The sequence below is a fragment of the Spirosoma aureum genome, assembly GCF_011604685.1.
Classification (GTDB): Bacteria; Bacteroidota; Bacteroidia; order Cytophagales; family Spirosomataceae; genus Spirosoma; species Spirosoma aureum.
Genome location: NZ_CP050063.1, coordinates 4,533,379 through 4,556,762 on the forward strand (window position 1 = coordinate 4,533,379; position 23,384 = coordinate 4,556,762).

The 23,384-nt window shown below is 48.9% G+C and carries 20 protein-coding genes; 8 read left to right on the forward strand and 12 right to left on the reverse strand.

Annotated features, from left to right (window positions below; translation table 11 throughout):
* Positions 1 to 647 precede the first annotated feature (647 nt).
* Positions 648 to 1,610 carry a hypothetical protein gene (locus G8759_RS17840; protein WP_167210285.1) on the forward strand — a complete coding sequence of 321 codons (963 nt, stop codon included), beginning with the start codon at positions 648 to 650 and terminating at the stop codon, positions 1,608 to 1,610.
* Here G8759_RS17840 and G8759_RS17845 read toward each other — a convergent pair whose 3' ends face one another.
* Positions 1,611 to 2,369 (reverse strand): ABC transporter ATP-binding protein, encoded by a 759-nt coding sequence (locus tag G8759_RS17845; protein ID WP_167210287.1) that lies wholly within the window; start codon positions 2,367 to 2,369, stop codon positions 1,611 to 1,613.
* Positions 2,370 to 2,825: 456 nt separating this feature from the next.
* Between G8759_RS17845 and G8759_RS17850 the strand changes: the two genes are divergently transcribed.
* The gene (locus tag G8759_RS17850; protein ID WP_167210289.1) at positions 2,826 to 4,286 is read left to right on the forward strand and encodes a M20 family peptidase; all 1,461 of its coding nucleotides are present in this window, start codon (positions 2,826 to 2,828) and stop codon (positions 4,284 to 4,286) included.
* A gap of 79 nt (positions 4,287 to 4,365) precedes the next feature.
* On the opposite strand, the gene G8759_RS17855 is transcribed toward G8759_RS17850, so the two are convergent.
* The 5 genes from G8759_RS17855 to G8759_RS17875 form a co-directional block, all read right to left on the reverse strand.
* On the reverse strand, positions 4,366 to 5,130 hold the full coding sequence (locus G8759_RS17855; protein WP_167210291.1) for an ABC transporter permease: 765 nt from the start codon (positions 5,128 to 5,130) through the stop codon (positions 4,366 to 4,368).
* Positions 5,120 to 5,977 (reverse strand): ABC transporter permease subunit, encoded by an 858-nt coding sequence (locus G8759_RS17860; RefSeq protein ID WP_232073855.1) that lies wholly within the window; start codon positions 5,975 to 5,977, stop codon positions 5,120 to 5,122. Before G8759_RS17860 ends, G8759_RS17855 begins: the two co-directional genes overlap by 11 nt.
* Complete coding sequence (locus G8759_RS17865; protein ID WP_232073856.1) at positions 5,961 to 7,169, reverse strand: ABC transporter substrate-binding protein; 1,209 nt, start codon at positions 7,167 to 7,169, stop codon at positions 5,961 to 5,963. Before G8759_RS17865 ends, G8759_RS17860 begins: the two co-directional genes overlap by 17 nt.
* Before the next feature lie 231 nt (positions 7,170 to 7,400).
* Positions 7,401 to 10,463, reverse strand: coding sequence for a TonB-dependent receptor plug domain-containing protein (locus G8759_RS17870; RefSeq protein ID WP_167210295.1), 3,063 nt, complete (start codon positions 10,461 to 10,463; stop codon positions 7,401 to 7,403).
* A gap of 160 nt (positions 10,464 to 10,623) precedes the next feature.
* Positions 10,624 to 11,364, reverse strand: a complete 741-nt coding sequence (locus tag G8759_RS17875) for a DUF2064 domain-containing protein (RefSeq protein ID WP_167210298.1) — start codon at positions 11,362 to 11,364, stop codon at positions 10,624 to 10,626.
* A gap of 199 nt (positions 11,365 to 11,563) precedes the next feature.
* Here G8759_RS17875 and G8759_RS17880 point away from each other — a divergent pair, with 199 nt between their 5' ends.
* Both G8759_RS17880 and G8759_RS17885 read left to right on the forward strand, forming a co-directional pair.
* Positions 11,564 to 13,516, forward strand: coding sequence for a KUP/HAK/KT family potassium transporter (locus tag G8759_RS17880; RefSeq protein WP_167210300.1), 1,953 nt, complete (start codon positions 11,564 to 11,566; stop codon positions 13,514 to 13,516).
* 103 nt (positions 13,517 to 13,619) lie between these two features.
* Complete coding sequence (locus G8759_RS17885) at positions 13,620 to 14,681, forward strand: NAD-dependent epimerase/dehydratase family protein (protein ID WP_167210302.1); 1,062 nt, start codon at positions 13,620 to 13,622, stop codon at positions 14,679 to 14,681.
* Between the two features lie 7 nt (positions 14,682 to 14,688).
* Here the strand turns inward: G8759_RS17885 and G8759_RS17890 are convergent, their stop codons facing one another.
* Both G8759_RS17890 and G8759_RS17895 read right to left on the reverse strand, forming a co-directional pair.
* Positions 14,689 to 15,030: a XisI protein gene (locus tag G8759_RS17890; protein WP_167210304.1), complete on the reverse strand. Its 342-nt coding sequence runs from the start codon at positions 15,028 to 15,030 to the stop codon at positions 14,689 to 14,691.
* The gene (locus tag G8759_RS17895; protein ID WP_167210306.1) at positions 15,018 to 15,434 is read right to left on the reverse strand and encodes an element excision factor XisH family protein; all 417 of its coding nucleotides are present in this window, start codon (positions 15,432 to 15,434) and stop codon (positions 15,018 to 15,020) included. Before G8759_RS17895 ends, G8759_RS17890 begins: the two co-directional genes overlap by 13 nt.
* A gap of 12 nt (positions 15,435 to 15,446) precedes the next feature.
* On the opposite strand from G8759_RS17895, the gene G8759_RS36190 reads away from it, so the two are divergent.
* Positions 15,447 to 15,581, forward strand: a complete 135-nt coding sequence (locus G8759_RS36190) for a hypothetical protein (protein WP_262890614.1) — start codon at positions 15,447 to 15,449, stop codon at positions 15,579 to 15,581.
* Between the two features lie 120 nt (positions 15,582 to 15,701).
* Here G8759_RS36190 and msrB read toward each other — a convergent pair whose 3' ends face one another.
* The 3 genes from msrB to G8759_RS17910 all read right to left on the reverse strand — a co-directional run bounded on the left by msrB (position 15,702) and on the right by G8759_RS17910 (position 18,784).
* Positions 15,702 to 16,214 carry a peptide-methionine (R)-S-oxide reductase MsrB gene (msrB, locus tag G8759_RS17900; RefSeq protein ID WP_167210308.1) on the reverse strand — a complete coding sequence of 171 codons (513 nt, stop codon included), beginning with the start codon at positions 16,212 to 16,214 and terminating at the stop codon, positions 15,702 to 15,704.
* Between the two features lie 38 nt (positions 16,215 to 16,252).
* Positions 16,253 to 18,139, reverse strand: a complete 1,887-nt coding sequence (locus tag G8759_RS17905; protein WP_167210310.1) for a heparinase II/III domain-containing protein — start codon at positions 18,137 to 18,139, stop codon at positions 16,253 to 16,255.
* 147 nt (positions 18,140 to 18,286) lie between these two features.
* The gene (locus tag G8759_RS17910) at positions 18,287 to 18,784 is read right to left on the reverse strand and encodes a MarR family winged helix-turn-helix transcriptional regulator (RefSeq protein ID WP_167210312.1); all 498 of its coding nucleotides are present in this window, start codon (positions 18,782 to 18,784) and stop codon (positions 18,287 to 18,289) included.
* Positions 18,785 to 18,945: 161 nt separating this feature from the next.
* On the opposite strand from G8759_RS17910, the gene G8759_RS17915 reads away from it, so the two are divergent.
* A complete protein-coding gene (locus G8759_RS17915) occupies positions 18,946 to 19,314 on the forward strand; it encodes a VOC family protein (protein WP_167210314.1) in 369 nt (122 codons plus the stop codon).
* A gap of 14 nt (positions 19,315 to 19,328) precedes the next feature.
* Here G8759_RS17915 and G8759_RS17920 read toward each other — a convergent pair whose 3' ends face one another.
* Positions 19,329 to 20,381, reverse strand: coding sequence for an SMP-30/gluconolactonase/LRE family protein (locus G8759_RS17920; RefSeq protein ID WP_232073857.1), 1,053 nt, complete (start codon positions 20,379 to 20,381; stop codon positions 19,329 to 19,331).
* A 196-nt stretch (positions 20,382 to 20,577) separates the two neighbouring features.
* Between G8759_RS17920 and G8759_RS17925 the strand changes: the two genes are divergently transcribed.
* Both G8759_RS17925 and G8759_RS17930 read left to right on the forward strand, forming a co-directional pair.
* Positions 20,578 to 21,228 carry a 7-carboxy-7-deazaguanine synthase QueE gene (locus G8759_RS17925; RefSeq protein WP_394353256.1) on the forward strand — a complete coding sequence of 217 codons (651 nt, stop codon included), beginning with the start codon at positions 20,578 to 20,580 and terminating at the stop codon, positions 21,226 to 21,228.
* Positions 21,183 to 23,189 carry an OmpA family protein gene (locus G8759_RS17930; RefSeq protein ID WP_167210319.1) on the forward strand — a complete coding sequence of 669 codons (2,007 nt, stop codon included), beginning with the start codon at positions 21,183 to 21,185 and terminating at the stop codon, positions 23,187 to 23,189. Before G8759_RS17925 ends, G8759_RS17930 begins: the two co-directional genes overlap by 46 nt.
* Positions 23,190 to 23,384 lie beyond the last annotated feature (195 nt).

The window sequence follows — 23,384 nt, forward strand, 5'->3', positions numbered from 1 at the left end:
AAGGTCTTTGAGACCTTATAGGTTTATGGAGAGGTTTACAGGATGTCGTGGAGGTGAGTTACTTCGTAGCACCCAGGGGAGGAATCATGTGGCTTACACCATGAAGCGAGATGGTCCGGTTCGACTCCGGCTTGCCATGCCCTATGCTCACTTCGTTTGTAACTCCTGTTCGTTTAAACAATGCAGGTGCCGTAAAATAGGGTTACTTCGTTTCGGTCGATAGGGTCGCCGGTTCGAATCCGGCCAACAGATTTCTCTGTTGTAGCTCAGGGGTAGAGCATAAACCCTATTTGTCTGTTGCCCTGTATTGCTATTAGCAAGTGCCGTAGAGAAGAGTTACTTCGACTTTTAATCGGCAGTCGTCGGTTCGAGTCCGGCCATTGAATAACTTCCAGTGTAGCTCAGTTGGGTAGAGCGCCATACTCTTTTCGCCCGTTGCCTTGCTGTTATTAAACGATCAAACCGGTGCCGTAGTAAAGACTTACTTCGACCTTCACGTTGTCTTTACGCTTATTGCCCGGTTTGGTTGTTTTATCATCAATACACTCAGTGCATCCTACCGTTCACGAAGTTCCTGCTGAAGCGGGTTTGGCATTGAACTAACTTTAGAGCATTGACATGTTCCGTTACGTCAATGCTCTACCAGGATGCTCAAAGACTTCTTTGCTACCTTAGGCCGAATCTATACGTTCATTATGTCGGTCGTACTGGCCGTCATTTTGGGAGCGGCAACCTGGGTTTGCTGGGGATTTTATGAAGAAGAGCAACAGCAGAATGAATTTACGAAAGAAGGAAAGCTCGTATCTGTACCTGTTGTTCAGGCGAACCAGCAACAGAAATCCTGGCGCGATATATTAAGCAACAGCACCTACCTCACAGTCAGATACAACCATAAAGACTACCCAATCCGGTTCGTTATGGACAGCGTGTTTATTGGGTCGGGTGATGACGTCTCACTGCTGTATCACCCTCGTTATGATGCGTTCCGACAGCCAAATAGTGGTGTTCATTTTAATCGATCTACTCTAAAATCGCGCCTGATCGATTGGAGCACGGTAAGTACATTTAGCACTGAAAATCGCCTTCTGCTGCTATGTCTGGTACTGGCAACGGCATCGTTTTTTGTCATTACGGGTGTTCTGGTAACGATTCTGCCGCTGACTTTTTTACAGGATATAGCCCGGATCGTGCTTGTCATTGTGCTTTGTATCGCCTGTATTTTCTTTACCTACGATAGCTGGAAATATTACGAGTACTATCAGGCCCTGAAACGGAATGGGCATCCGGTAACCGTTCAGGTGCTGGATACGCAGCGAATTTCTCATCGGCGAAGTTCCAGAACCAGCTCTGGGTGGTATGAGTATCGCGCAAGGATACTATATCAGCAACAGGAACGCATCATTCCAATCAGTAGCGATGATTTTGACGCGCTAAAACCTCCCGGCTCACTGCAGGCATATTATGATGAGTCGATGAATGATTTTATGTCGGTCGATTTCCCTCCTGATTACATCCGACTTTTTATCCCACTATTTTTTGGCTTTCTGGTATTCATGCTCATGCGTAACGGAATTTTCAGGAAGGAAACGGGTAACTTGGCTAACAGGTAATCAGGGCAATGGGATTCTGGAAGAAACTGCCTTCTGGCCCCTTAACTGCACGGATTCCCAAAAAGCCAGTTCGGCATGAACGCCCGTACGTGGGTCATTGACAAAATCGCTTACCGATTCATAGGAAGTCATAACACCCTGGTCGAGGTATCCGAAAGAGGTGCCGACGGTCAGGGCTTCCCGGCTGTCGTGCGTGACGAACAGGGCTGTCATCTGGTATTGCCGGGCCACCCGCCCGAACAGGTTTTGCATGGTAGCGCGTGTTTGCGCATCGAGGTTACCGAAGGGCTCATCAAGAAGTAACAGCCGGGGTTTTATGATCAGTGCGCGCCCGAACGAAACCCGCTGACGTTGCCCTCCCGATAACTGACTGGGTTGTTTTTTTCCCTGATTGCTAAGTTCCAGATCGGCCAGTAGTTCATGTACCTGGTGATCGACCTGTTCGTTCGTTACTTTTCTGATACGAAGCCCAAACGCTACGTTCTCAAATACATTCAGGTGCGGAAACAATAGCGGTTCCTGATAGAGATAAACGACCTGACGAAGTTCCGGAGGTACGCTCAGAATGCTTTGCCCATCCATGCGCACCTCGCCGGTATCCGGCGTTTCGAGTCCGGCCAGAATTTTTAGTAAGGTTGTCTTGCCACAGCCTGACCGACCCAGAACTGCCATCACCTGACCTGCCGGAAGATCGAATGTAAGGTTATTCAGGACAAGCGTTTGACCGAATTGTTTTGACAGGGAAGTTACGTCAAGCATAATGCGAAAATAAGACATTTTTCATTGACCAGCGGGCTCATGGTAAACGACTAGCTTACAGTAATGTCGCTTAGTCATACAACAGGTAGATCGGCTGGTCGCCATGTGTTTATAAGTAGGGCAGGAGTTGTCGCGAAGCGGGTTTTGTGGGGACTTAATTGCCGAGATGGCCAGCAATTGATTTAGAAAATTTAGGCAGAGTTCAGTTCGAAAAAAATCATCAGAACGTTCGCAGTAGCCGTGCCGCGCTTACCTCTTGCGTCACCAAAGAAACGTGGCACAGCATCCTGCGAACGTTCTGATGAATGGGAATACGATTTTCCGCCTTATCTGGATTGGTAGGTAACCTGTACAAGATGAACAATATAAGGAAAAAACTTGGTTTAAAGCAAATTGAAGCCTACATATCGATTTTTTGGCCTTATTGCACCTTCACTTCAACTGACCTGAACTAGAATGAAACTGGTGTTACGTGCTTTGGTAGTTTTGCTTGGACTACTCATTATTGTCTTGCTCGTGAATACAATCCGATTGACCTCGCATCAATTGACAAACGTACCACCAGCAACTCCGATCCATGTTCCCGATTCGGCAATTCAGCGGCTGGCGGGAGCCATTCGAATTCCCACCGTTTCGTACACAGATTACGCACTGACAGACACTACTCAATTTGATGAATTCCTGACTTATATAAAGGCCTCCTTTCCGCTTGTTCACCAACGGCTAAAACAGGAAACATTTAATCAATATGGCCTACTCTTTGAATGGGAAGGCCGCAATCCGTCCCTGAAACCGATCCTGTTGATGGGTCATTATGACGTGGTACCTGTAATTCAGGGAACGCAACGGATGTGGAAGAAACCACCTTTCGACGGCGTTATCGAGGATGGGTACCTCTATGGTCGCGGAACACTCGATGATAAAATGAGTGTAATCGGGTTATTGGAATCGGCCGAATATTTGTTACAAAGCGGTTTCCAGCCCGAACGCACCCTGTTTCTAGCCTTCGGACACGATGAGGAAACCGCAGGCTTTCTCGGTGCTCAGACGATTGCCGCAGCGTTGAAAAAACGATCAGTTTCACTGGAATATATTCTGGATGAAGGGGGAATCATTAAAACCGATGGTGTGTCAGGAATGCAAAAACCGGTAGCGCTGATCGGAATCAGCGAAAAGGGCTACCTGAGCCTGGAATTGACAGCGGTTGGAAAAGGCGGCCACTCGTCGATGCCTCCTCCGCAAACCAGCATCGGAATGGTGGCCGAAGCCATCAGCAAACTGGAAAAACATCCGTTTCATGCCCGCCTGAACGGTGGTGTCGATCACCTGCTGGATTATCTGGCCTCGGAGGTATCATTTGGGCAGCGAATTGTCTTTGCCAACCAATGGCTGTTTGCTCCGCTAATTGAAAAGACACTGGCCCAGACAAAATCAGGTAACGCTTCCATCCGGACAACAACGGCCCCTACCATTTTCCGGGCTGGTGCTAAAGATAACGTGTTGCCCATTGATGCGACGGCGACCATTAATTTTCGGTTGTTGCCCGGAGATACCGTCGAAGGAGTAATTGAACGAGTGAAAGAAATTATCGAAAATGATAGCATTACGGTCAGTGTTTTGGGCAAGGGGAATAATCCGGCCGCCGTATCTGATCCTGAAACGCCTGCTTTCCTGACGATTCATAAAACGATAAAAAGTGTTTTCCCGGATGTAGCCGTTGCCCCGTATATTATGCTTGGTGCTACGGATTCCAAGTTTTATTCCGCATTATCAACCGCAATCTATCGATTTTCACCCCTGCCTTTGAACGACGAAGGAACGCAAACGATTCACGGAACAAACGAGCGAATTGGTGTTAAGGACTATCAAAACATGATCCGATTTTATGTGGCTTTGATTAAAAATAGCCAGTCATAAATTGGGGATTGCTGGAGCGTTTTTGTTTACGGCTGGCAGATCCGGCTGTAAGCGGTTTCCTGAAGTCATAAACGACTATTTAAATCTGCCTGACAATTGCCTTCTTGTTCAGCCACAACAGCAACGCGGCAGGCAGCAGCAGCAACAGCGCGGCTACAGCGGCCAGCCTGCTGTTGGCTTCACCGACAAAGAGATAGACTTGAACCGTCAGGGTCCGGACTTTTCCGACACTGAGGTAGTTCGTTAAACCAAAGTCGAACCAGGCGAGCAGAAAGCTTTGGAACAGGCACGTAATGAGCAGTGGACGAGCCAGCGGCAACAAAACATGCAGGAAAGCCTGTCGTTGTGAACAGCCCAGCGTTCGGCTTAATTGCTCATACTGAATAGCCTGTTGCCCCCAGAAACTTCGAAAAAACAGCGTGCAGAAGGGAATCGTGATCAACAGTAAGGCGACGATAACCCCTGCAATCGAACCGGATAAGTGAAGCCGGATAAAATAAGGCTGTATCAGAACCGCCAGCAGTACTGGCGGCAGCGCATAGGGGAGGTAACTCAGGGTAATCCATCGGGCAGGGTGCTTGGAAAGTGCCACCGCCCGGGCAATAACAAAGCCCAATCCTGTTGACAAAATGGAGACTGTTGTGGCAATAAACAAACTCAGAAGTAAGCCGATACCCAGTTCGCCATCGACCGAGAGTAGCCTTGCCAGCACGTCGAAGGAGTACGTGGGTGGAAGTATGTCCGGAAACCGCCAGTACTGACCAAGTGCCAGTAAACCCAGTAAGACAAATGGCAGCCCGAACACCACGATCAATAGACTGGTCAGGGTTGGGTTAGATCGCATGGCGTTGGGTTAATTTGGTTGCCCAGAAAATAATGGCCATCAGTACGACCGTGCTTAAAAATCCAATGAGATATCCTGTTGGTAATTCAGCAAGATCGAACCGCTGGAGTCGCGTCGTAATAAATACAGATAGCATCTGTGGGTACGTACGGCCAAGTAACAGCGGAATATCGTAGGCTCCCAATACGGCCACACCGTAAAGAACCAGCGTAGGAGCCGCCCGCTGAAGGAGAATCGGGACCGCCACTCGCCGATGAAACTGACTTTCTGTTGCGCCCAATGTTCGTGTCAGATTTCGTAGATCGTCCAGCCGGACGTCGTCGTAGAGCGACTGGAACAGGAGGGTGAAAAATGGAAATGCCAAGACGACCTGAGCCAGAATAATGCCTAAACCAATTCTATCCTGAATCATTGCCGGAAAATTGTCTGGTGTGCTGGTCAGGCCGATTGTGTGGGTAATTCGTGACAGCCAGCCCGACCCGCTCAGCAACTGAAACAGATAAAACGCCACCACCAGCGACGGAAACAGCAACGGCACGTAAAGGAGTGTCGGAAAGGGGGTAAGTTTCAGCATAGACTGCCGTTTTAGAACCAGAGCCAGTGCGATCACTACGGCCAGTCCTACCGAAATAATCGCCACGTACAGGCTAAAGCCCAGCGAAAAGAGCAGCGATGCTTCAGTGGGAAGTTGTTGCCAGTATCGCCCGGTAAGCCCTGTGGCCAATGGACCTGTCAGACCAATGCTAGTACTGAAGGCATTGAACAGTCCTGCCAGCGGAAAGCCTAAAATGAATAAGGCATAGAAGACAAGTGTACCTTTCCGAATTATATTATTTCTCGATAACATAAGTCCGGAAATCTTTATAAAGTCTGGTCATATACGCCGGCGCGGGCTCCTGGAAAGCCATTCCCAGAATCGATTCGCGTTTGGGAGCATGCTGGCGGGTCGGTAAATTCTCGAACCTGGCGCGGTAACTGGCAGGGAGTTTTTTTAGGTCCAGCACCGTATGATCACCCCAGACGTTAGGGTCCATTTTTTTCAATTGAGCTTCCGGCGACATCAGGAAGTTAGCTACCAGCATGGCCGCTTCGGGGTGCTGGGCCTGTTTGATGATGCCCATATAGTGCGAATTCTGAATGGTGCCGGGTGCGGGCACGTAGGCACGGGCTGTTTTTGGGAAAAAACCAAGATTTACCTTATTGTCCACTTCAGCATCATTGTTGGAGAACGTAAAAGCGACTTCGCCGTTTGCAAACAGCTGGTGCAATGTTGAAAGTTGTTCTGGAAACGTTTGCCCCTGTTTCCAGAAATACGGTTTTAACGTATTGAGCTGTTTCCAAAGTTCGCCCGACCATTTGGTATAAACGTCTTCGCGAAACTTACCCTGAAACAGTTTCGGATCACCCGAAAGGGCAATCATCCAGGATTTCAGGAGTGTCATTCCCGTAAACTCATTGGGTATGGTCATTTGGCCGGGATGTGCTTTTATATAAGCCGGAAAATCGGCAAACGACTTTGGCGGGGCCGGAACCTTCTGAGAGTCGTAAATAACGGCCAGTTGCACGTTTCCCCACGGACATTCCATGCCGGAAACAGGTTGCTGAAAATCGGTGCCAATAAATGGGTTCGAGAAATCGATGTATTGGGCATTGGGCAACTTATCCGTTACAGGACCGAGTAAGGCATCGATCTGCCGAAGCTGGTAAAACGTTTCGCCGTTGATCCAGGCCAGATCGATCTGGCTTGGTTGGCCCGCGTCGTGTTCGGCTACCAATGTCTGCACAATCTGTGCGCCCTGACCGGCAGATATCTGCAAGTCGATACCGTATCGCTTCCTTATCGCTGGTTTAACATATTTGTTCATGTAATCATTGATATATGGGTCGCCGAGCCACATAAAAAGCGTGACTGGCTGGTCACGACCGCGTTCCTCTATTTGTTCCCAGGATTGCTTCAGAATGGTGGCCGGATCTCGTTGTTCAGACGATGAGCAGCGAAGTGCTCCGATCAAAAAGACGATAAAAATGCTTCTCTTCATGGAAAAAATGGTAAACATTGCCGGAGAACTTGTCGCTGTAAACTACACAGGAAGGCCAACCTGACAAGGTAAATAAAATGCCGGTCGCTTCGCAAAAATAGAGACGGTCCGCTCAGTGAACGGACCGTCTGCTCAAACACACCTAATTAAACAAAACCAGATAGGAGGATTGGTGGAAGCCGTACTTACGAATGAAGGCGACGTTTGGTTTGTACCGGTTTGTCATTTTTGTTAAAATAAATACCGTACACCAAATTGAAACTGGCGTGGTGGCCCTGCATTTCGTTGCACAATACCGCTTCCACGTGGGCCAACCTGAATCTGGTTGCTTTGCGTCGCATTGTTTGGGTAGCCACTGAGGTTATTGGTATTCAGCACATTGAAAATATCGGCCCGGATTTCAATCCGTCGGGTTTTAGCGCCCACGGGCAGGTTGTATTGCAGGCTTACATCAATCACCTTCGACCAGGGTAGCCGATCTGAGTTGCGGCTTTCGCCGGGTTGACGGTCGGTGCTCCCATTGTACGTATCGCCAAAGGCACTGCCATCACCATTAAGATCACTGCTGGTTAGTGGCCTGTCATCGGGACCAAGCAGCGGCTTTAAATTCTGATCGACAACTACGTATTTTGTCGCGTCGGGAATTCGGTTGATTGGCTGTCCACTCTGAAGTAAAGCGGCTAGTGTTGCCGTAAATCGCTGGCCGACATAGTAGTTAAAAATACCGTTGATAATGTGCCGCCTGTCGTTCACGGATGGGCCCCATTCGGCGCTGAAATTGTTAGCGTCCATCGCTCGGAAATTGACATCTTCCGTGTCGTTATACAATCGCGAAAGCGTGTAAATAAGCCGGTAAGCATAGGCATCGCTGGCCCGTTCTTTCTGTAAATTCAAACTCAGTGCCGTATAGCGCGAACGCCCCTTGTCTTCGGTCATTACCACACTCTGCGCAACACCCGTTAGCATCTGACCGTTAATGGTTCCTGCACTGTTGGCGATGGGCACGGGCCGGGTAAGGTTAGCTGCATCGGTCGATCGGGCGATTTTTTGCTGAGCGCTCACATTATAATCCCAGGCCGACGGGACATTCAGGTTTGTGGTACGGAAGAGGTTATAAGACTCATTGTAAACCACATCGGCATAAAACAGTAACTTGTCACTCACCTGGTACTGATAGCCAAGCGTTGACTCAAACGTGTAGGGATTCTGATAGCCACTGGGATTCAGAATACGACGTTCGCCACTGAAGTTATTCCGTTGTCCGGCAAATGAAGCCGCCGATGGCCCCTTCAAATAACCGAACGACTGCCCCGCACTGTTGTAGCCGGGACCAACCGTCTGATTGCCGTCAAACGTCACCCGGTTCAGGTCTGTGTTGGCGGGTAAAATGCCTTTCTCGGCAAAATACTGCAATTGCCGTTTGAAGTCAGCCCCCGTATTATTCTGCTGTAGGGCATCGCTATAGACAGTATACAAAATCTTGTCGTAAAACAGCCCGACACCACCGCGAACGGACGAACGGCCACTGAGTTTATAATTGAAACTGCCACGCGGAGCAATGTTGTTGAAATCGCCCGAACTGGCTCCACCTTTCGAAAGATTATCGTAATCATAGCGCAGACCCAGCGTCAGGTTCAGGCGCGGGCCAGCCGTGATCTGGTCTTCAACATAAGCTGTATAAATGGTTTGGGTTGTACCGAATGATGCCGGACGTAGTTCAACTGAATAGCCGAGCACTTTAGCATCAGCCGGGATGTCGGCAGGACTAAGGGCTGCTCCCAGATTTCGTTCGCGGAGTCCGGCTAACTGGGCGGCCGTTAACTGAACGGTGTAACTACCATTGGGATTGCCGCCCCCGAACAGCCGATGTCGCGCACAGATGATCTCGGCACCAGCCCGGATGGTGTGATTACCGCGATAAAAGGAGACCTTTTGCTGGACCTGAAGTGTATTCTCGTGGGAATCGAACAGATAACCGGGGTGGCCAAGGTAGGCAATGCCCTGGCCAGCTGGATTGAGCACCGTCACGTCGGGGCTGTCTGGATTCGTTGCGCGGGCGTAATTCCAGCGGAAGCTGCTGTACTGGATGTTGGTTTCAGACGCGAATCGGGCGGTGGTATACGTATTACGTGAGGCTATCAGCATTGAATTCCGGTCCTGCGCGTTGGCTGCCGACGGAAAGGCGATACCGCCCGTAAGACCACCCGCCTGACGCCCAATGGCTACCTGCCCAATATTTACCCGCAACGAAGATTTAAAGCGATCGGTCCAGAACTGATCCAGTTTCCCGGAAATATAGGTAAATCGATTGGTGCCGCGCACCGTTTCATTGACACCTAATTGGGGCGAGGTCAGGAGATTGTCTTTAACATCGGTTGTGTGTTCTGCATTCAGGTAATAGAACGTTTTGTTTTTGACCAGTGCGCCACCGATACCAAAACCGCCCTGGTAGCGGGCGAATCCATCTTTCACCTGATTGCCCGACAGATCGCGTAATGGATAGCTTGTCTGGGCATCGATCACGGAACCGGGCCGACTTAACAGGAAGATCTCGCCAGTGGTTTCGTTGCTGCCTGACTTACTCGTGATGTTGATAATACCGCCCCCCGTATTTCCGAATTCGGCCGAATAGTTATTGGTCAGCACTGTCACATTTCTGGTAAATCCAACGGGAATGGCGAATTTCTGACCGCCCAGAAAACGCTCATTGTTGTCCATCCCGTCAATCATGTAGTTATTGAAAAGCCCATTGGCACCGTTGATACTCACGTTTGGGGCTTCGGCAAAGAAACCCGTTGCCTGGCTCACATTCGGGAGTCGATACAACACACGGGTAATATCGCGTCCTTCGACGGGCAATTCTTCCACTTTTTTGCCATCCAGTTCCGACGATACTTCAGCGTTGGTCGTATTGATACGGGAAGCACTCGTACTTCTGACGTTCACTTCCGTTAAGTTGATTTCGCGTTTTGTGGGTAGTAGCAACGTGACGCTCCGCCGGTAATTGGCCCGGAGAATGATGTTTTCGGCGTTCGTTTCGGCATATTGGTCGGTTTCTTTGGTGTAGACCCGATAGACTCCATTTAGAGAAAGCGAACGAAATAAAACCTTCCCATTGACATCGGTTTGTGCAGACAGAGTAAGGCCAATAGACGGATTTTCGAGATAAACCGTTTGACCGGCGCTTGCCTGCTGACGGGTTAGCTCACGGACGCTAACATCCAGGTCGGCAGTTTGGGCAACAGTTGTTATTGCCAGGCTCATCATGAGCCAGAAAAGAGAAAAATTTCTCATAGGTTGTACTGGGGTAAATAAATAATCAAGGTAAAGCGTGACTGAATCGGCTTGAGTAGATACTACGCAGTCTATTTACTGACACAGGACCGTCGTAGGTGAGCTTAGATCCTATATGACCTACTCCCTACACCGGTTCAATGGCGATTAAAAAAACTGATTAGCAGGAAGCGGGTGGAGCGCGCAGACCATAGGAATGCGTTGCCTTGTTGATGGAACGATAAACAAGGGTGTTGAACGGGCCCCAAGCCGTAACGATCAGTACCCATATTTTATGTGCCAGACTGCTAAAGGCGCCTGATAGCCAGACTCCTGACCGTAGATCAGAACGATTATTCCAATCGGTTCGGATAGCTGACAGAGTCATTACTCCATCGAACGAATTGCTTAGGAAATTCGCCAGCGAGGCCCCGAGTTGTGGGGTTTGCCATGGAAGGTTTGCCAATAAATGAGCTGGACGATTTTCCAGAATCCGCTGATCAAGGCCAAAGAGAAAAACACCTCCCCGTTGGTCGTAACCAACCGGCAACTGGCCATGAGTCAGCGCATTAGCGGCTGCACGCAGGTCACTAACCCTCAGATCGGGGCAGTCATTCCCGATGACAATCACCTGATCGAAGCCTTTCGTTAGCACAGCTTGTACGGCATTGCTCAATTGTGCTCCAAACGGTGCCGAATAATCAGTGGTTGATACTATTTCGGTTGAATGTACACAGGTTAGTCCGGCAGCCCGTACTTTTGCAACAGCCAGCTGTTGCATGGCAACCCAAAATGCCCTATTGCGTAGCGTTCCTTTACTCTCCGATGCCCGCTGACCGATGGCAAGCCGTTTGCGGGCAGCATCGAGGTGTGCCGGTAAGATAAATAGCAGGACGGCCGTTCGAGGGTAGCGAGTACTCATTCAGTTACAAACTAACAATCTAATTTCAGGTCTTCAGACCTTGTTTATGGTAAACCTACGCAATGGCTCGATGGTTAGTTTTCATGCAGGGCAGACAAAATATCAACTTTCGAAGGAACCAACGCTGATGAATCTAAACATCGGCTATCTTTGCCCCGTTTTGACCCGCTCGTAAAACGACAAGGCGTTAGCCCTTTTTATGGAAGATAAGAAGCATTTGGACTCTGTCACCGCTGCCGGTCTGCTGGTAGCAATGGGTATTATTTATGGTGACATTGGTACATCGCCCCTGTATACACTCAGGGCTATTATTGGAGCTGGGAACGTCATTCGGGCCGATGTTGTGAGGGGCGCTCTTTCGTGCGTGTTCTGGACACTGACGCTACAAACGACGGTTAAGTATGTAATCCTGATTCTACGGGCCGACAACCGGGGTGAAGGTGGTATTTTTGCTTTGTATGCACTGGTTCGCCGACACGCCAGGTGGCTTACACTACCAGCCATTATTGGTGGCTCAGCCTTGCTTGCCGATGGAATTATCACTCCGCCTATTTCGGTTTCTTCGGCTGTAGAAGGACTTCGGTTGCTGTATCCCGCAATAACCGAAGTGCTGATTATCAAGATCGTTATTGCTATTCTGACTGTTCTGTTCCTGATCCAGGCCTTTGGCACGAGCGTAGTTGGTACAGCTTTCGGACCGATCATGCTGGTCTGGTTTGTCATGTTGGGCACCCTTGGCATTGTTCAGATTGCGCAGGCGCCAGGCATACTGGCGGCTCTTAATCCCTACTATGCGTGGTGGCTATTGTCAGAATATCCGGGTGGCTTTTGGTTGCTGGGGTCGGTTTTTCTCTGCACAACGGGGGCCGAAGCGCTCTATTCCGACATGGGCCACTGCGGCCGGGCGAATATTCGGGTTAGCTGGGTTTTCGTTAAAACCTGCCTGATCCTGAATTATTTCGGTCAGGGTGCGTGGCTGGTAAGCCAGGAAGGAAAAGTATTGGGAGCGCGCATTCCATTCTATGAAGTCATGCCGCCCTGGTTCCTGACTATTGGAATCGTAATTGCCACTGCTGCTACGGTTATTGCCAGTCAGGCGCTCATAAGTGGCTCGTTTACACTCATCAGCGAGGCCATCCGTCTGAATTTCTGGCCTAAAGTTCGACTGCGATATCCAAGCGTTCAGAAAGGCCAGCTTTATGTGCCTAGCGTTAATCTGTTGCTTTGGGCTGGTTGTGTAGGTGTCGTTCTCTACTTCCGCGAGTCGTCGAATATGGAAGCAGCCTACGGTCTGGCCATTACGCTAACGATGCTCATGACTACACTTCTGATGTCGTATTACTTGTATACAAAGAAATACCAGGCCTGGGGCGTTGTCCTTTTTCTGACCGTTTATCTGGGTATCGAAGGCTCGTTTTTGGTCGCCAATCTGATCAAATTCCCGCATGGTGGCTGGGTATCACTGTTGATTGGGTTTACAATTGCGAGCGTCATGTACATCTGGCTACAGGCGTTCCAGATCAAACTCCGCCTGACCGAATACGTCCGGATCGATCATTATGTGCAGGCAATCAAAGAACTGAGTCGCGACATCAGTATTCCGAAATACGCTACCCATCTTGTCTTTATGAGTAATGCGGCCCGGCAATCGGAGATCGAATCTAAAATTATTTATTCGATCTTCCAGAAACGACCTAAACGGGCTGATATCTACTGGTTTGTCCATGTCGATATCACCGACGATCCCTATACGATGGAATACAAAGTGAATACCATCGCTCCGGATGATGCCTATAAAGTGACATTCAAACTTGGGTTTCGGGTCGAGCAACGGATAAACCTGTTCTTCCGGAAAGTAATTGAAGACATGGTGAAAAATAAAGAAGTGGACATTACCAGCCGTTACGAATCACTTCGGGGTCAGAACGTTATCGGTGATTTTCGGTTCGTGGTACTGGAAAAATTCCTCTCCTTTGAGAACGAACTGCCCGTCCGCGAACGATTTATCATGAACCTTTACTTCGGCATCAAAGGCTTCACCACATCCGAAGATCGCTGGTTTGGGCTGGATAGCAGTTCCGTTAAAATCGAAAAAGTACCGCTGGTTATCCGGCCAGTTGAAAACGTTAAACTTAAACGAATCGCATCCTGAGTGTATAGTTTTCGGGTCAGAGTTTTGAGCAAAAAGCGCGTTGGCTAATCCGACTGATTGCAAAAACGATGAACCCCTAACTGTAAGCTGTAAACTATAAACTATGAAACTTTTGATCACCGGCGGGGCCGGATTTGTTGGCTCATCGCTGGCTATTGCACTCAAAAAAAACTACCCTGATTACCAGATTTTTGCGCTCGATAACCTGAAACGACGCGGTTCAGAACTGAGCCTGGCGCGGCTCAAAGCAGCCGGCATCGACTTTGTTCATGGCGATATTCGAAACAAGGAAGATTTCGATTCATTACCCGCCGTCGATACGGTCATCGAAGCCTCGGCTGAGCCATCCGTACTGGCAGGTCTGGATGGTACACCCGATTACCTCATCAATACCAATCTCTTTGGTACGGTCAATTGCCTGAACTACGCACTGAAGCACAAAGCCAATTTCATTTTTCTCTCGACGAGCCGTGTCTACCCGATCAAAACCATCGAAACATTGAATTTCGAGGAGGCCGAGACCCGCTTCGTATTGACTGATGATCAACCAGTAGCGGGGGTATCGTCGCGCGGAATTGCCGAGAATTTCCCGCTCGATGGTGCCCGGTCGCTGTATGGCACAACGAAACTTGCCTCTGAATTGCTGATTCAGGAATACAACGAGTTTTATGGCCTGAAAACGGTTATCAATCGCTGTGGGGTCATTACCGGTCCGTGGCAAATGGGTAAGGTCGATCAGGGTGTCATGGTTCTCTGGATCGCCAAGCACTATTTTGAGCAACAACTGGCCTATATCGGCTACGGCGGAACGGGTAAACAAACCCGCGATATGCTTCATATCGACGATCTATACCGGTTGATCGATTGGGAGTTACATAACCTGGATAAAGTCAACGGTGATATTTTGAACGCCGGTGGCGGAGTTCAAAGTAGCGCATCGTTACAGGAACTGACCAAAATTTGTCAGGAAATAACCGGAAAAACCATCCCGATTAAGGAGGTAACCGAAAACCGGGCGGCCGATATCCGACTTTACATCACCGACAATACGAATGTAACAGCGAAGACCGGCTGGTCACCTCAACTGGGCATCCGCGAAATCGTAACCGACATCCATGCCTGGCTTGATGCAAACCGGGCCGCTCTGGAGCCGATATTGCGATAGTAACATACTAACTAAGTGCAAAATCTGGAATAAGTTTCCGGCGGTTGGGGGATTGAAAAGCAAGGACAATGTACTGTTTTTCAATCCCTTCTTCAACTAAGCGGTTAGCTATTTTCAAATCCGTACCGTCATGTTGGATATATACTTTGGCATCTGGTTTTACGTCTAGATGGACGAACGGTACATACTCCCGGCGGTTGTGGCCCCAACCTATCGAAAAAAGTAAATAATGGCCACGCTCCTCGTCCATGATGACCTGCGTTTCCGACTGCTCATCAGATGGAGTCATACGGCCAATTTCTTCGATTATCTGCCGAACGATTGCTTTATGCTTTTTCAGTCTATCCATTGGATTATTGTTTGCTGATCTTCGTCAAAAATAAGCAATAGCACGGCGTATCGTTTTAAGATGCCGATAAAAAACGAATCATCAAAAAAATCGGTATATACGCTGGCTGGGATCGCCAGATAAAGTTTGCGGTCAGGTTCATCAGTTTCCAGTGCTACCTTGTAAATCAAAAACTGCCCAAGAGCATCCTCGAACTCATCCAATGTTGACGCACCTAAGAAGCTTTTGATTTCAACGGCAATTTTTTGAGTTCCGCGCTGAGCAGCCAATAATTTTTCGGCTGCCAGATCGACGTAGCCTTTTCTTCGTCCTAATACAAGTCGTAACGGATCATGGGTAATCTGCCACGATTCTTTCTCAAGAGCAGTACGAACAATATCATGGTAAGCGTCTTTGGCAGGCATAGTCAATTTTTTTTGCCGAAATTACCACTTTCCGAATCCTGGTTTGATAAAGTTGAGAAATCGCAACTGGGCATCCGCGAAATCGTAACCGACATCCATGCCTGGCTTGATGCAAACCGGGCCGCTCTGGAGCCGATTCTGAAATAAGAGAGCGCTAATACGTAAAGCCCACTGAACTGATGAATACAAAATCAGTTCAGTGGGCTTTGTCTTGTAATCAAACCGAGATTAGCTTAAATCAATTTGGGAGGAAATACCAAAACCAGTTTACCGGCTTGTAGCTGTAAACACCATTGCCACCCCGTTCATACAATACCGCAGCCCTGTCGGTTCTGGTCCGTCATTAAAAACATGACCAAGATGAGCGTCACAGACGGAACAGCGAATTTCGGTACGGTAACCGTCGGATTCCGAATAAACGGCATTCGGTACGATCGGCGCATAAAAGCTTGGCCAGCCAGTCCGTGAATCGAACTTGGTCGCGGATGAGAAAAGAGGATTCCTGCAGCAAACGCAGCTATAAGCTCCCGGCCTGTGTTCATGGGTCAGTTCGCTGCTATTGGGCCATTCGGTTCCCCGCTCACGAGTAATCGTATATTGCGACCTGGTTAACATGGATTTCCATTCAGCATCCGACTTTTCAACCCGCCGACCGTTCGGGGAGGTTGCTCCGGCGGGTAGATGGTGTGGGGGCTTAGGTGTAGCAAAGTAGAAACCGTACAGCCAGATCGCTCCTGCAATCAGTAGGGCCGTGAAAACGAAAAGACTATTCTGCTTCATAGAAATCGCCCATTAAATTGACCGGTTGACTAAAGCGGTCAATGGGGCCATTGCTGTAACGGTTGCACGTTAGTATTCGTTTTCTTCACTGCTTTTTCCGGAATCAGCAGAACTGTGATTGCCGATTTGGTATTTGCGGGAAGTTTGACTTCAAAGCCAACTAATGTAGTGCCGGGGTTAGGCGCATCGTAGTCATGTTTTGGATCGGTTGGCCAGGTTTTTAGCGTGACTATTGCCGGTTCCTGAACCTGAAGAATCAATGTTTTACCATCCTTTGACAATTCTATTTTGTTTTCTCCAACAATCTTTGCTGTAGCTGGTGTAAGCATTGTCCATCGGACGGTAGTCTCCATCGGAAGAGTTTCCAGTTCATCCCGAACAACAACATAGTCTTTATTGACGATCGCAATCCCGCGGTTGGCCCTTGCCAGTGACTCTTTATAGATGTCGGTCAGGTCGGTAGTGACGCTCATGAACGAGGGCTTACTCGACGAGCCAGTGATCGGTGCCTTACCCTCAACCCGTTGAAGCTGATCGTTGATCGTGAGAGTATTATGCACGAAATTGTTGTATCGAAATACCTGCCAGCGCTGGGAATTCTGTTTGCCGTTCCATAAATCCACCCCTTTCGATTCCAGCGTTTCATAGTTCTGCATCCCAAAATCCATCGCCCAGCGAACGCCATCCGCTTCCATAATAAAAGAGCCAATATCCATGTGGGCATGGTTCGTTGAGGCACTCCCACCTTTCATAGCGACATAAATCGCGTTCGGATCAGACCAGGAAGTACGCATGAGACCAACCGGCGTTTTGCCCATACCTACCCACATCGTTGATTCGGGTTCCTTGATGGTCGTGATGCCAACGCTGTTACTCCAGAGAATGGCCGCCGGGAGCAGCCGGTTTTTGATGTGTTGCCGGGCATCGCTGGTTATCAGCCGACTCCGTTCTACCCAAAGCAGTGAAGGGTTTTTCTGCTTTTGGGCAAACCAGAACATCGCTGGTTGTAGCTCTCCGTTAAGTCCGGAATCAGAGAAATTAAACGCGTTGCTGGATGGCCCGGTCATGTTTTCCATGAACCCGGCCGTCTGTAGAAAACCGGGCTTTGTCGATAAGCCAAAGTCAGTGCCCAATGCTTTTTCAATGGCGCTTAAAAACATAACGTTAAAGCTGGTGCCGTAACCCCAATAGCCATATCCTTCGGGATAGGCACCATTGGGGTTATAGTCGCCCATGGGTAACACGATGGAATCGATGGATCGATTGATGATGCGTTTGGCCAGTTCGGGCTGGTCTTCATAAATCGCCATGGCTCCATAGGTCATTCCGGCATTACAGACCTGGTTCCAGTTGTGGCTTGCTTTCAGCCAGCTGTTGTATTTCGAATCCAGCGACGGTTCAATGCCTTTTTTCAGGATGGCTTCCTTAATGATTGACCGGGATTGATCGGGTAAATCCTTGTACAACCAGTCGTAGCCAATGGCAACGGCCATCGTCATCTCGGCTACGTCCAGAAAATGGGTCGGATTCCAGTCGCTGAATGCCGACAAGGTTAGCAGTTCTTTTTCGGCGCGTTTCAGGTATTTATCCTGATGAGTCATTCGCCAGGCATAGGATAGAAAAAACAGTCGGCGCAACGCTTCCCGCGATTTATCGAGTAAGCGACGGCCAATTTGAATCCGTTCCAGCGGTGCGGCTTCGAGTAATACATCCGATTCGGTTAGAATCGCCTGATGGAGTTTGTTCCAGGTTTTATCCGTTCCTACTGTCCGTTTTATCGCTTCCTCTTCGCCCTTAAGCAATAAAATTCGCGGGTGATCAGGTAATTTAGGCGTAGTGGCCAGATGATCGACCTGTGCCCGAACAGACGGTAATGACAGGCCCAGGACGACAATAAATGTCAGAAATAAAGTAACCGTTTTCATAACGGAAGCGCAGTTCAATAAGAAGTTAGTCGACGATGATAAGTTGAAAAGGGCATTTATTTACTTGAAAACGTTATTTTTCTGGCTGGAAAGGGCCAGGCCTGCCGACAGTATTTCAGTGCGTTATGGCTCATAAAAACTCAACGTTTATTCGTCATCAGTCGCTTGATCAAGCGATTCGTGGTAAGCAATAATCTGACGAAGGACATCAACGGCGATGTCAAAATGTTCTACACCCACAATTCGTTTATATTCATCCATTAGCCGATGCTGCTCCCGCTTAATAGCCAGTAAGTGTTTTTGGCCCTCCATAGTCAGGCTTATTTTTACACTCCGACCGTCTTTCTGATTCTTTTCAGTCCAGATAAGACCCTGTTCCTCTAATTCCTTTACCGTTCGACTCATCGCCTGTTTGGGAACTTTGGCCCGCTGCGCCAACTCACGATTGGTAATGCTCTTCAGGCTAATACTAGCCAGAAAAGGTATATAGGATAGTTTGAACGTGCCAATACCTGACGCGTTCATAGCTTGTTGAATGCTTCGTTCAAACAAACGCTTACCGGCCCACATCAGCCGTGCCCAGTTGCGGTCATTCGTACGCATGTAAGCCGCTAATTCTGACTGGATTTGTTCCTGATCCTCCATAAAATAGGCTTCTAAACTTGCCGAAAGGACCTGTATTGCTCAGTTACTTTTCGAGAAGTTAATTTCTGTTTTAAATAAATAAGACAATAGTAGTCATAATTGTTGACTATATAGTCAACAATTATGACTACTATTGTCTTCGAAAAAACGTATAAACGACCATGACCCTAAGCCACTTAAACATAGCTGTGCCTGATGTAGCACAAACCCGAGCCTTCTTCGAAACGTATTTTGGCTTTGAATGCACCGACGTGAAAGGAAAAGATGCCCTGGCTATCCTGATGGGTAAAAATGGATTTATTCTGGCATTAAGCAATTTTACTAAGAATCAAATCCCGCAGTATCCGTCTGATTTCCACGTAGGTATGGTTGTCGATACGCCTGAGCAGGTTATGGAGACGTACACCCGGATGAAGGCCGACGGTGTGTCGCTTGAGCACGAGCCCAAAACGTGGGGCGGGCGGGGAACGACCTCATTTTATGTGTTGGCTCCGGGAAATTTTCTCGTAGAAGTGCTCAGTGTAATCTGATGATTAACCGTGCGTCACTTCGGCAATTTCATCCGATACAGCCGAAACGGGTAGTCAACCTTATCTTCACCATTGTTATAGCGTTTGGTCCGCTGAATCTGAGCCGCTGTGAGGTACAGATAGCCATCCGGACCCACGGCAAAGCTGTCGGGCCAAAGCAGGCGGTTGTCGGTCACCAGGGTTTTGAGCTTGCGGTCAGCTGTGAAATAACGAACGGCTTTACGGGGCGAATCGGTCAGGTAAATAGTACCTGCTTTGTCGGCTACCATACCATGAGATACACCCGTTTCGGCCATTGTTTCAACGTGTGAGGCAACTTCAGCTGGGCTAAGTGCCGGGTCAGTCAGGTATTTTGTCGCAATCCGATATAGGTTAGTTTGCGTAATCGGGCGAAAATAAAGATAGGCAAAGTCTGTAGTGAGAGCGATGCCATTTACATTGCTACTGAACGGTGTTCCTTTGCTGTCCCTAACTTCTTTCCCGTCAATCGTCAATACAAAATTCGGATCGGCTTTGGTCGATTTATCGCCTTCGAGTACGGCGCGGCTCTTTCCCGATTTTAAATCCAGCACAAGGATGGCTGCCCGTCTGGGGTCCGACAGGTAAGCGATCTGTTGGCGTGAATCAATCTGAACATCGTTCAGACCCATACGCTCGCGGGGCTGGTCCTCGAATCGATAGATCTTCTCTACCTGATTGGTTGCCAGATTTATCTTCAGGAGCTTTATGCCCGTTGGAAAAGCAGGCATGCCAGAAGGGCTGGCCGGATCGAGTACCCAAAGTGCATCCGTCTGGTCGACAAATAAAGCCTGCACATTGATAAAGCGATTCTGCGGATTCAGTGAATCCCACTTGTTCCATTCCTCGTTGGGGTAGGGTTGTCGTTGTCCGTTGACAATTTCGGCAAGGCCGTAGTCATAATTGTCGGAATTTTTGGGAAACGTAACGAAAATGCGTTTTTCCTTCGATACACCGACACCAATCGGCTGGTGTTTACCAAACTCGGCAACAGTTTCGAGTTCTGGTGATTGGCCGGAGTCCGACGGTTTTACCTGGGAATTGGCCATAAAGCTACATAACAGTAGGCAGGGCAATAGGGAAAACGGCTTCATACACATGCAGTTCAGAGGATGCTATTGTAACGACTTCACCCGTATATGGTTCACAAAACAAAACATGTTGGTCTGATCACGCCTGAATAGCAGGACCAATCTGGATGCAAAAATCATACAAGTCTGGGCTATAAGTGCGTATCTTTGCCGTATGCTTTTGGAACAGAAACAACAGGAAATAGGGGCTGTCGATTCCATGCAGGCTACACTACCTGTCATGGAGGCATTCTATACGCTTCAGGGTGAGGGCGCACATACAGGGCGGGCTGCCTATTTCATCCGGCTCGGTGGCTGTGATGTCGGTTGCCACTGGTGCGATGTAAAAGAATCATGGGATGCCGATGCACACCCAAAATTAACGATTGAGACCATTGTGGATGGAGCGTTACACTATCCTGGCCGGATGGCGGTCGTTACGGGTGGTGAACCGCTCATGCACGACCTGACCGATCTAACGGATGCGCTACAGACGGCAGGGTTCCAAACAAACATCGAAACGTCGGGCGTATGCCAGGCCGTAACGGGTTCGTGGGACTGGATCTGCTTTTCTCCCAAAAAATTCAAGAAGCCCAATCCGGCTATTTTTGATAAGGCGGATGAGCTGAAAGTGATCATTTACAACCAGTCCGACTTTGCGTTTGCCGAGTCGTTCGTGCCGCATCTTCGCCCCGATTGCAAACTCTTTTTGCAAACTGAGTGGAGTCGTTCCAATGAAATGCTGCCTCGCATCGTTGATTACGTTAAAGATCATCCGCAATGGCAAATATCGTTGCAGACACACAAGTATCTGGACATTCCGTAAATCGCCGGATAACCAATAAAGGACAGTGGACAATGGCTCGTATAAGCCGTTATACAATCCTGATTTTTCATTGTTCATTCTTCATTATCCATTGTTCTATCGGACAGGATAAAAAGGCGCAGGAGCTTTACGCCCAGTCCATTAAGCTGTTTGGCGAGCGAAAAGCGAACGAGGCCATTCCATATATGGAACAGGCCGTTAAGCAGGACCCCAATTTTACGGATGCTTACCTGAAACTGGGGCAGCTTTATGAATTCGCCCGGCGCTACGAACCCGCTATAGCTGCGTACAGGAACGCGATACGGCTTCAACCCGACAGCCCGGCATCCGGAACGGCATATCAGTCATTGAGCAATACGCTGCTACGGCTTGGTCGTTATGCCGAAGCCTTACCGTATCTGGAGAAATTTCAGACGATGTTTCCTCCTCAGTCGGCTCAGGGACAGCGCGTTAGTCGGCAGATTGAATCCGCCCGCTTTGCCCAGGAAGCTATTCAGCACCCACAACCGGTCGATCCCAAGCCGCTGTCGTCGGTCCTCCAGACAACCCCTTCTCAGTATTTTCCCGTGTTGACGGCTGATGAACAAACACTTGTCTTTACGGCACTGAAACCCGAAGGCGATGAAGATTTAATGACGGCAACGTTTAATGGCGAAACATGGTCGCCCCCGACTTCTATTTCATCCGGTATCAATACGCCTGATAACGAAGGCACGGCCAGCCTCTCCGCCGATGGTCGGATGATCGTTTTCACGGCCTGTCAGGGGCGAAAAGGTTTTGGTAGTTGTGATCTGTACCTGAGCCGTAAAACCGGGGATGACTGGTCGGCTCCCGAAAATCTTGGTGCTACGGTCAATACCCGTTTTTATGAATCACAGCCTTCGTTATCGGCCGATGGGCGTCGGCTCTATTTCGTTTCTGATCGGCCAGGTGGCAAAGGACGACGCGATATCTGGCGCAGTGATCTCGATACCGAAGGAAACTGGCAGGAACCGGTCAATATGGGCGTACCTGTCAACACGCCTTTCAATGAAGCCTCACCCTTTATTCATGCGAATGGACAAAGCCTTTTCTTTGCATCAGAAGGTCATGTTGGTTTGGGAGGTTATGACCTGTTTGTGTCCGACAGCTCCACAACAGGCTGGACGGTACCAACAAATTTAGGCTATCCTATCAACACATCCGAAGATCAGGCATCCCTGTTCGTGGCGGCCAATGGAAAGCGGGCCTATTACTCGTTTGAGGAACAGAAAGATGGCGTATCCCAGAAATCCCGGTTGTATGCCTTCGAACTTCCAGAGGCTTTACGGGAGCGGGTAAAGCCCGTTAGTTACTTAAAGGGTGTGGTGGCTGATGCAAAAACGAAAAAGCCATTGGCTGCTACGGTCGAATTAATTGATTTAAAGACCAATCAAATTGTTTCGCGGGTTCATGCCGACGCCCAGACCGGCCAATATACGGCTGTTATGCCCAGCGGGGGAGAATACGCCCTATACGTGAGTGTTCCTGGCTACTTGTTCAAGAGCCTTTCCTTCGACTTCACCCAGAAGCCTAAAGCTGATCGGGAAGCCAGTACAGGAATGTCGCTGAACGTTCCGCTTGAACCGGCAGTAGCCGGAGAGACAGCGAAAGAAACACTGAATAATCTTTTTTTTGAATCGGGCCGGTATGACCTCGCCGAAAAGTCGCGCACAGAACTCGACCGGTTATCGGCATTCATGAAGGCAAGTCCAACGGTTAAAATCGAAATCGCCGGACATACGGATGACAAGGGAGAAGCAACCGCTAACCTGACGCTTTCTCAAAAGCGGGCGCAGTCGGTCGTGGCTTATCTAACCAAAGCGGGTATTGATCCAAGTCGTATTAAAGCGGTTGGCTATGGCAAAACCCGCCCCGTGGCGCCGAATACTACCGACGAAAACCGACGACTAAATCGGCGGATCGAGTGGCGAGTGCTTTGAGGTCTGAAAGTCAAGGGCGGGGAGCATGGAGAAGAACGCGTTCGGTTAGGGACATCCAGAAACCGCTATACGGTGCTCCTTTCCGTTCGTTCTTTTGCTTTCCTGCGGGATTTTTTTCAATTTTGTGTATGTTGTCTAAATACCATCTCTTTTTAGGGAACGGTATTTTGTTATAAAGAAGACAACTTAGTGCCA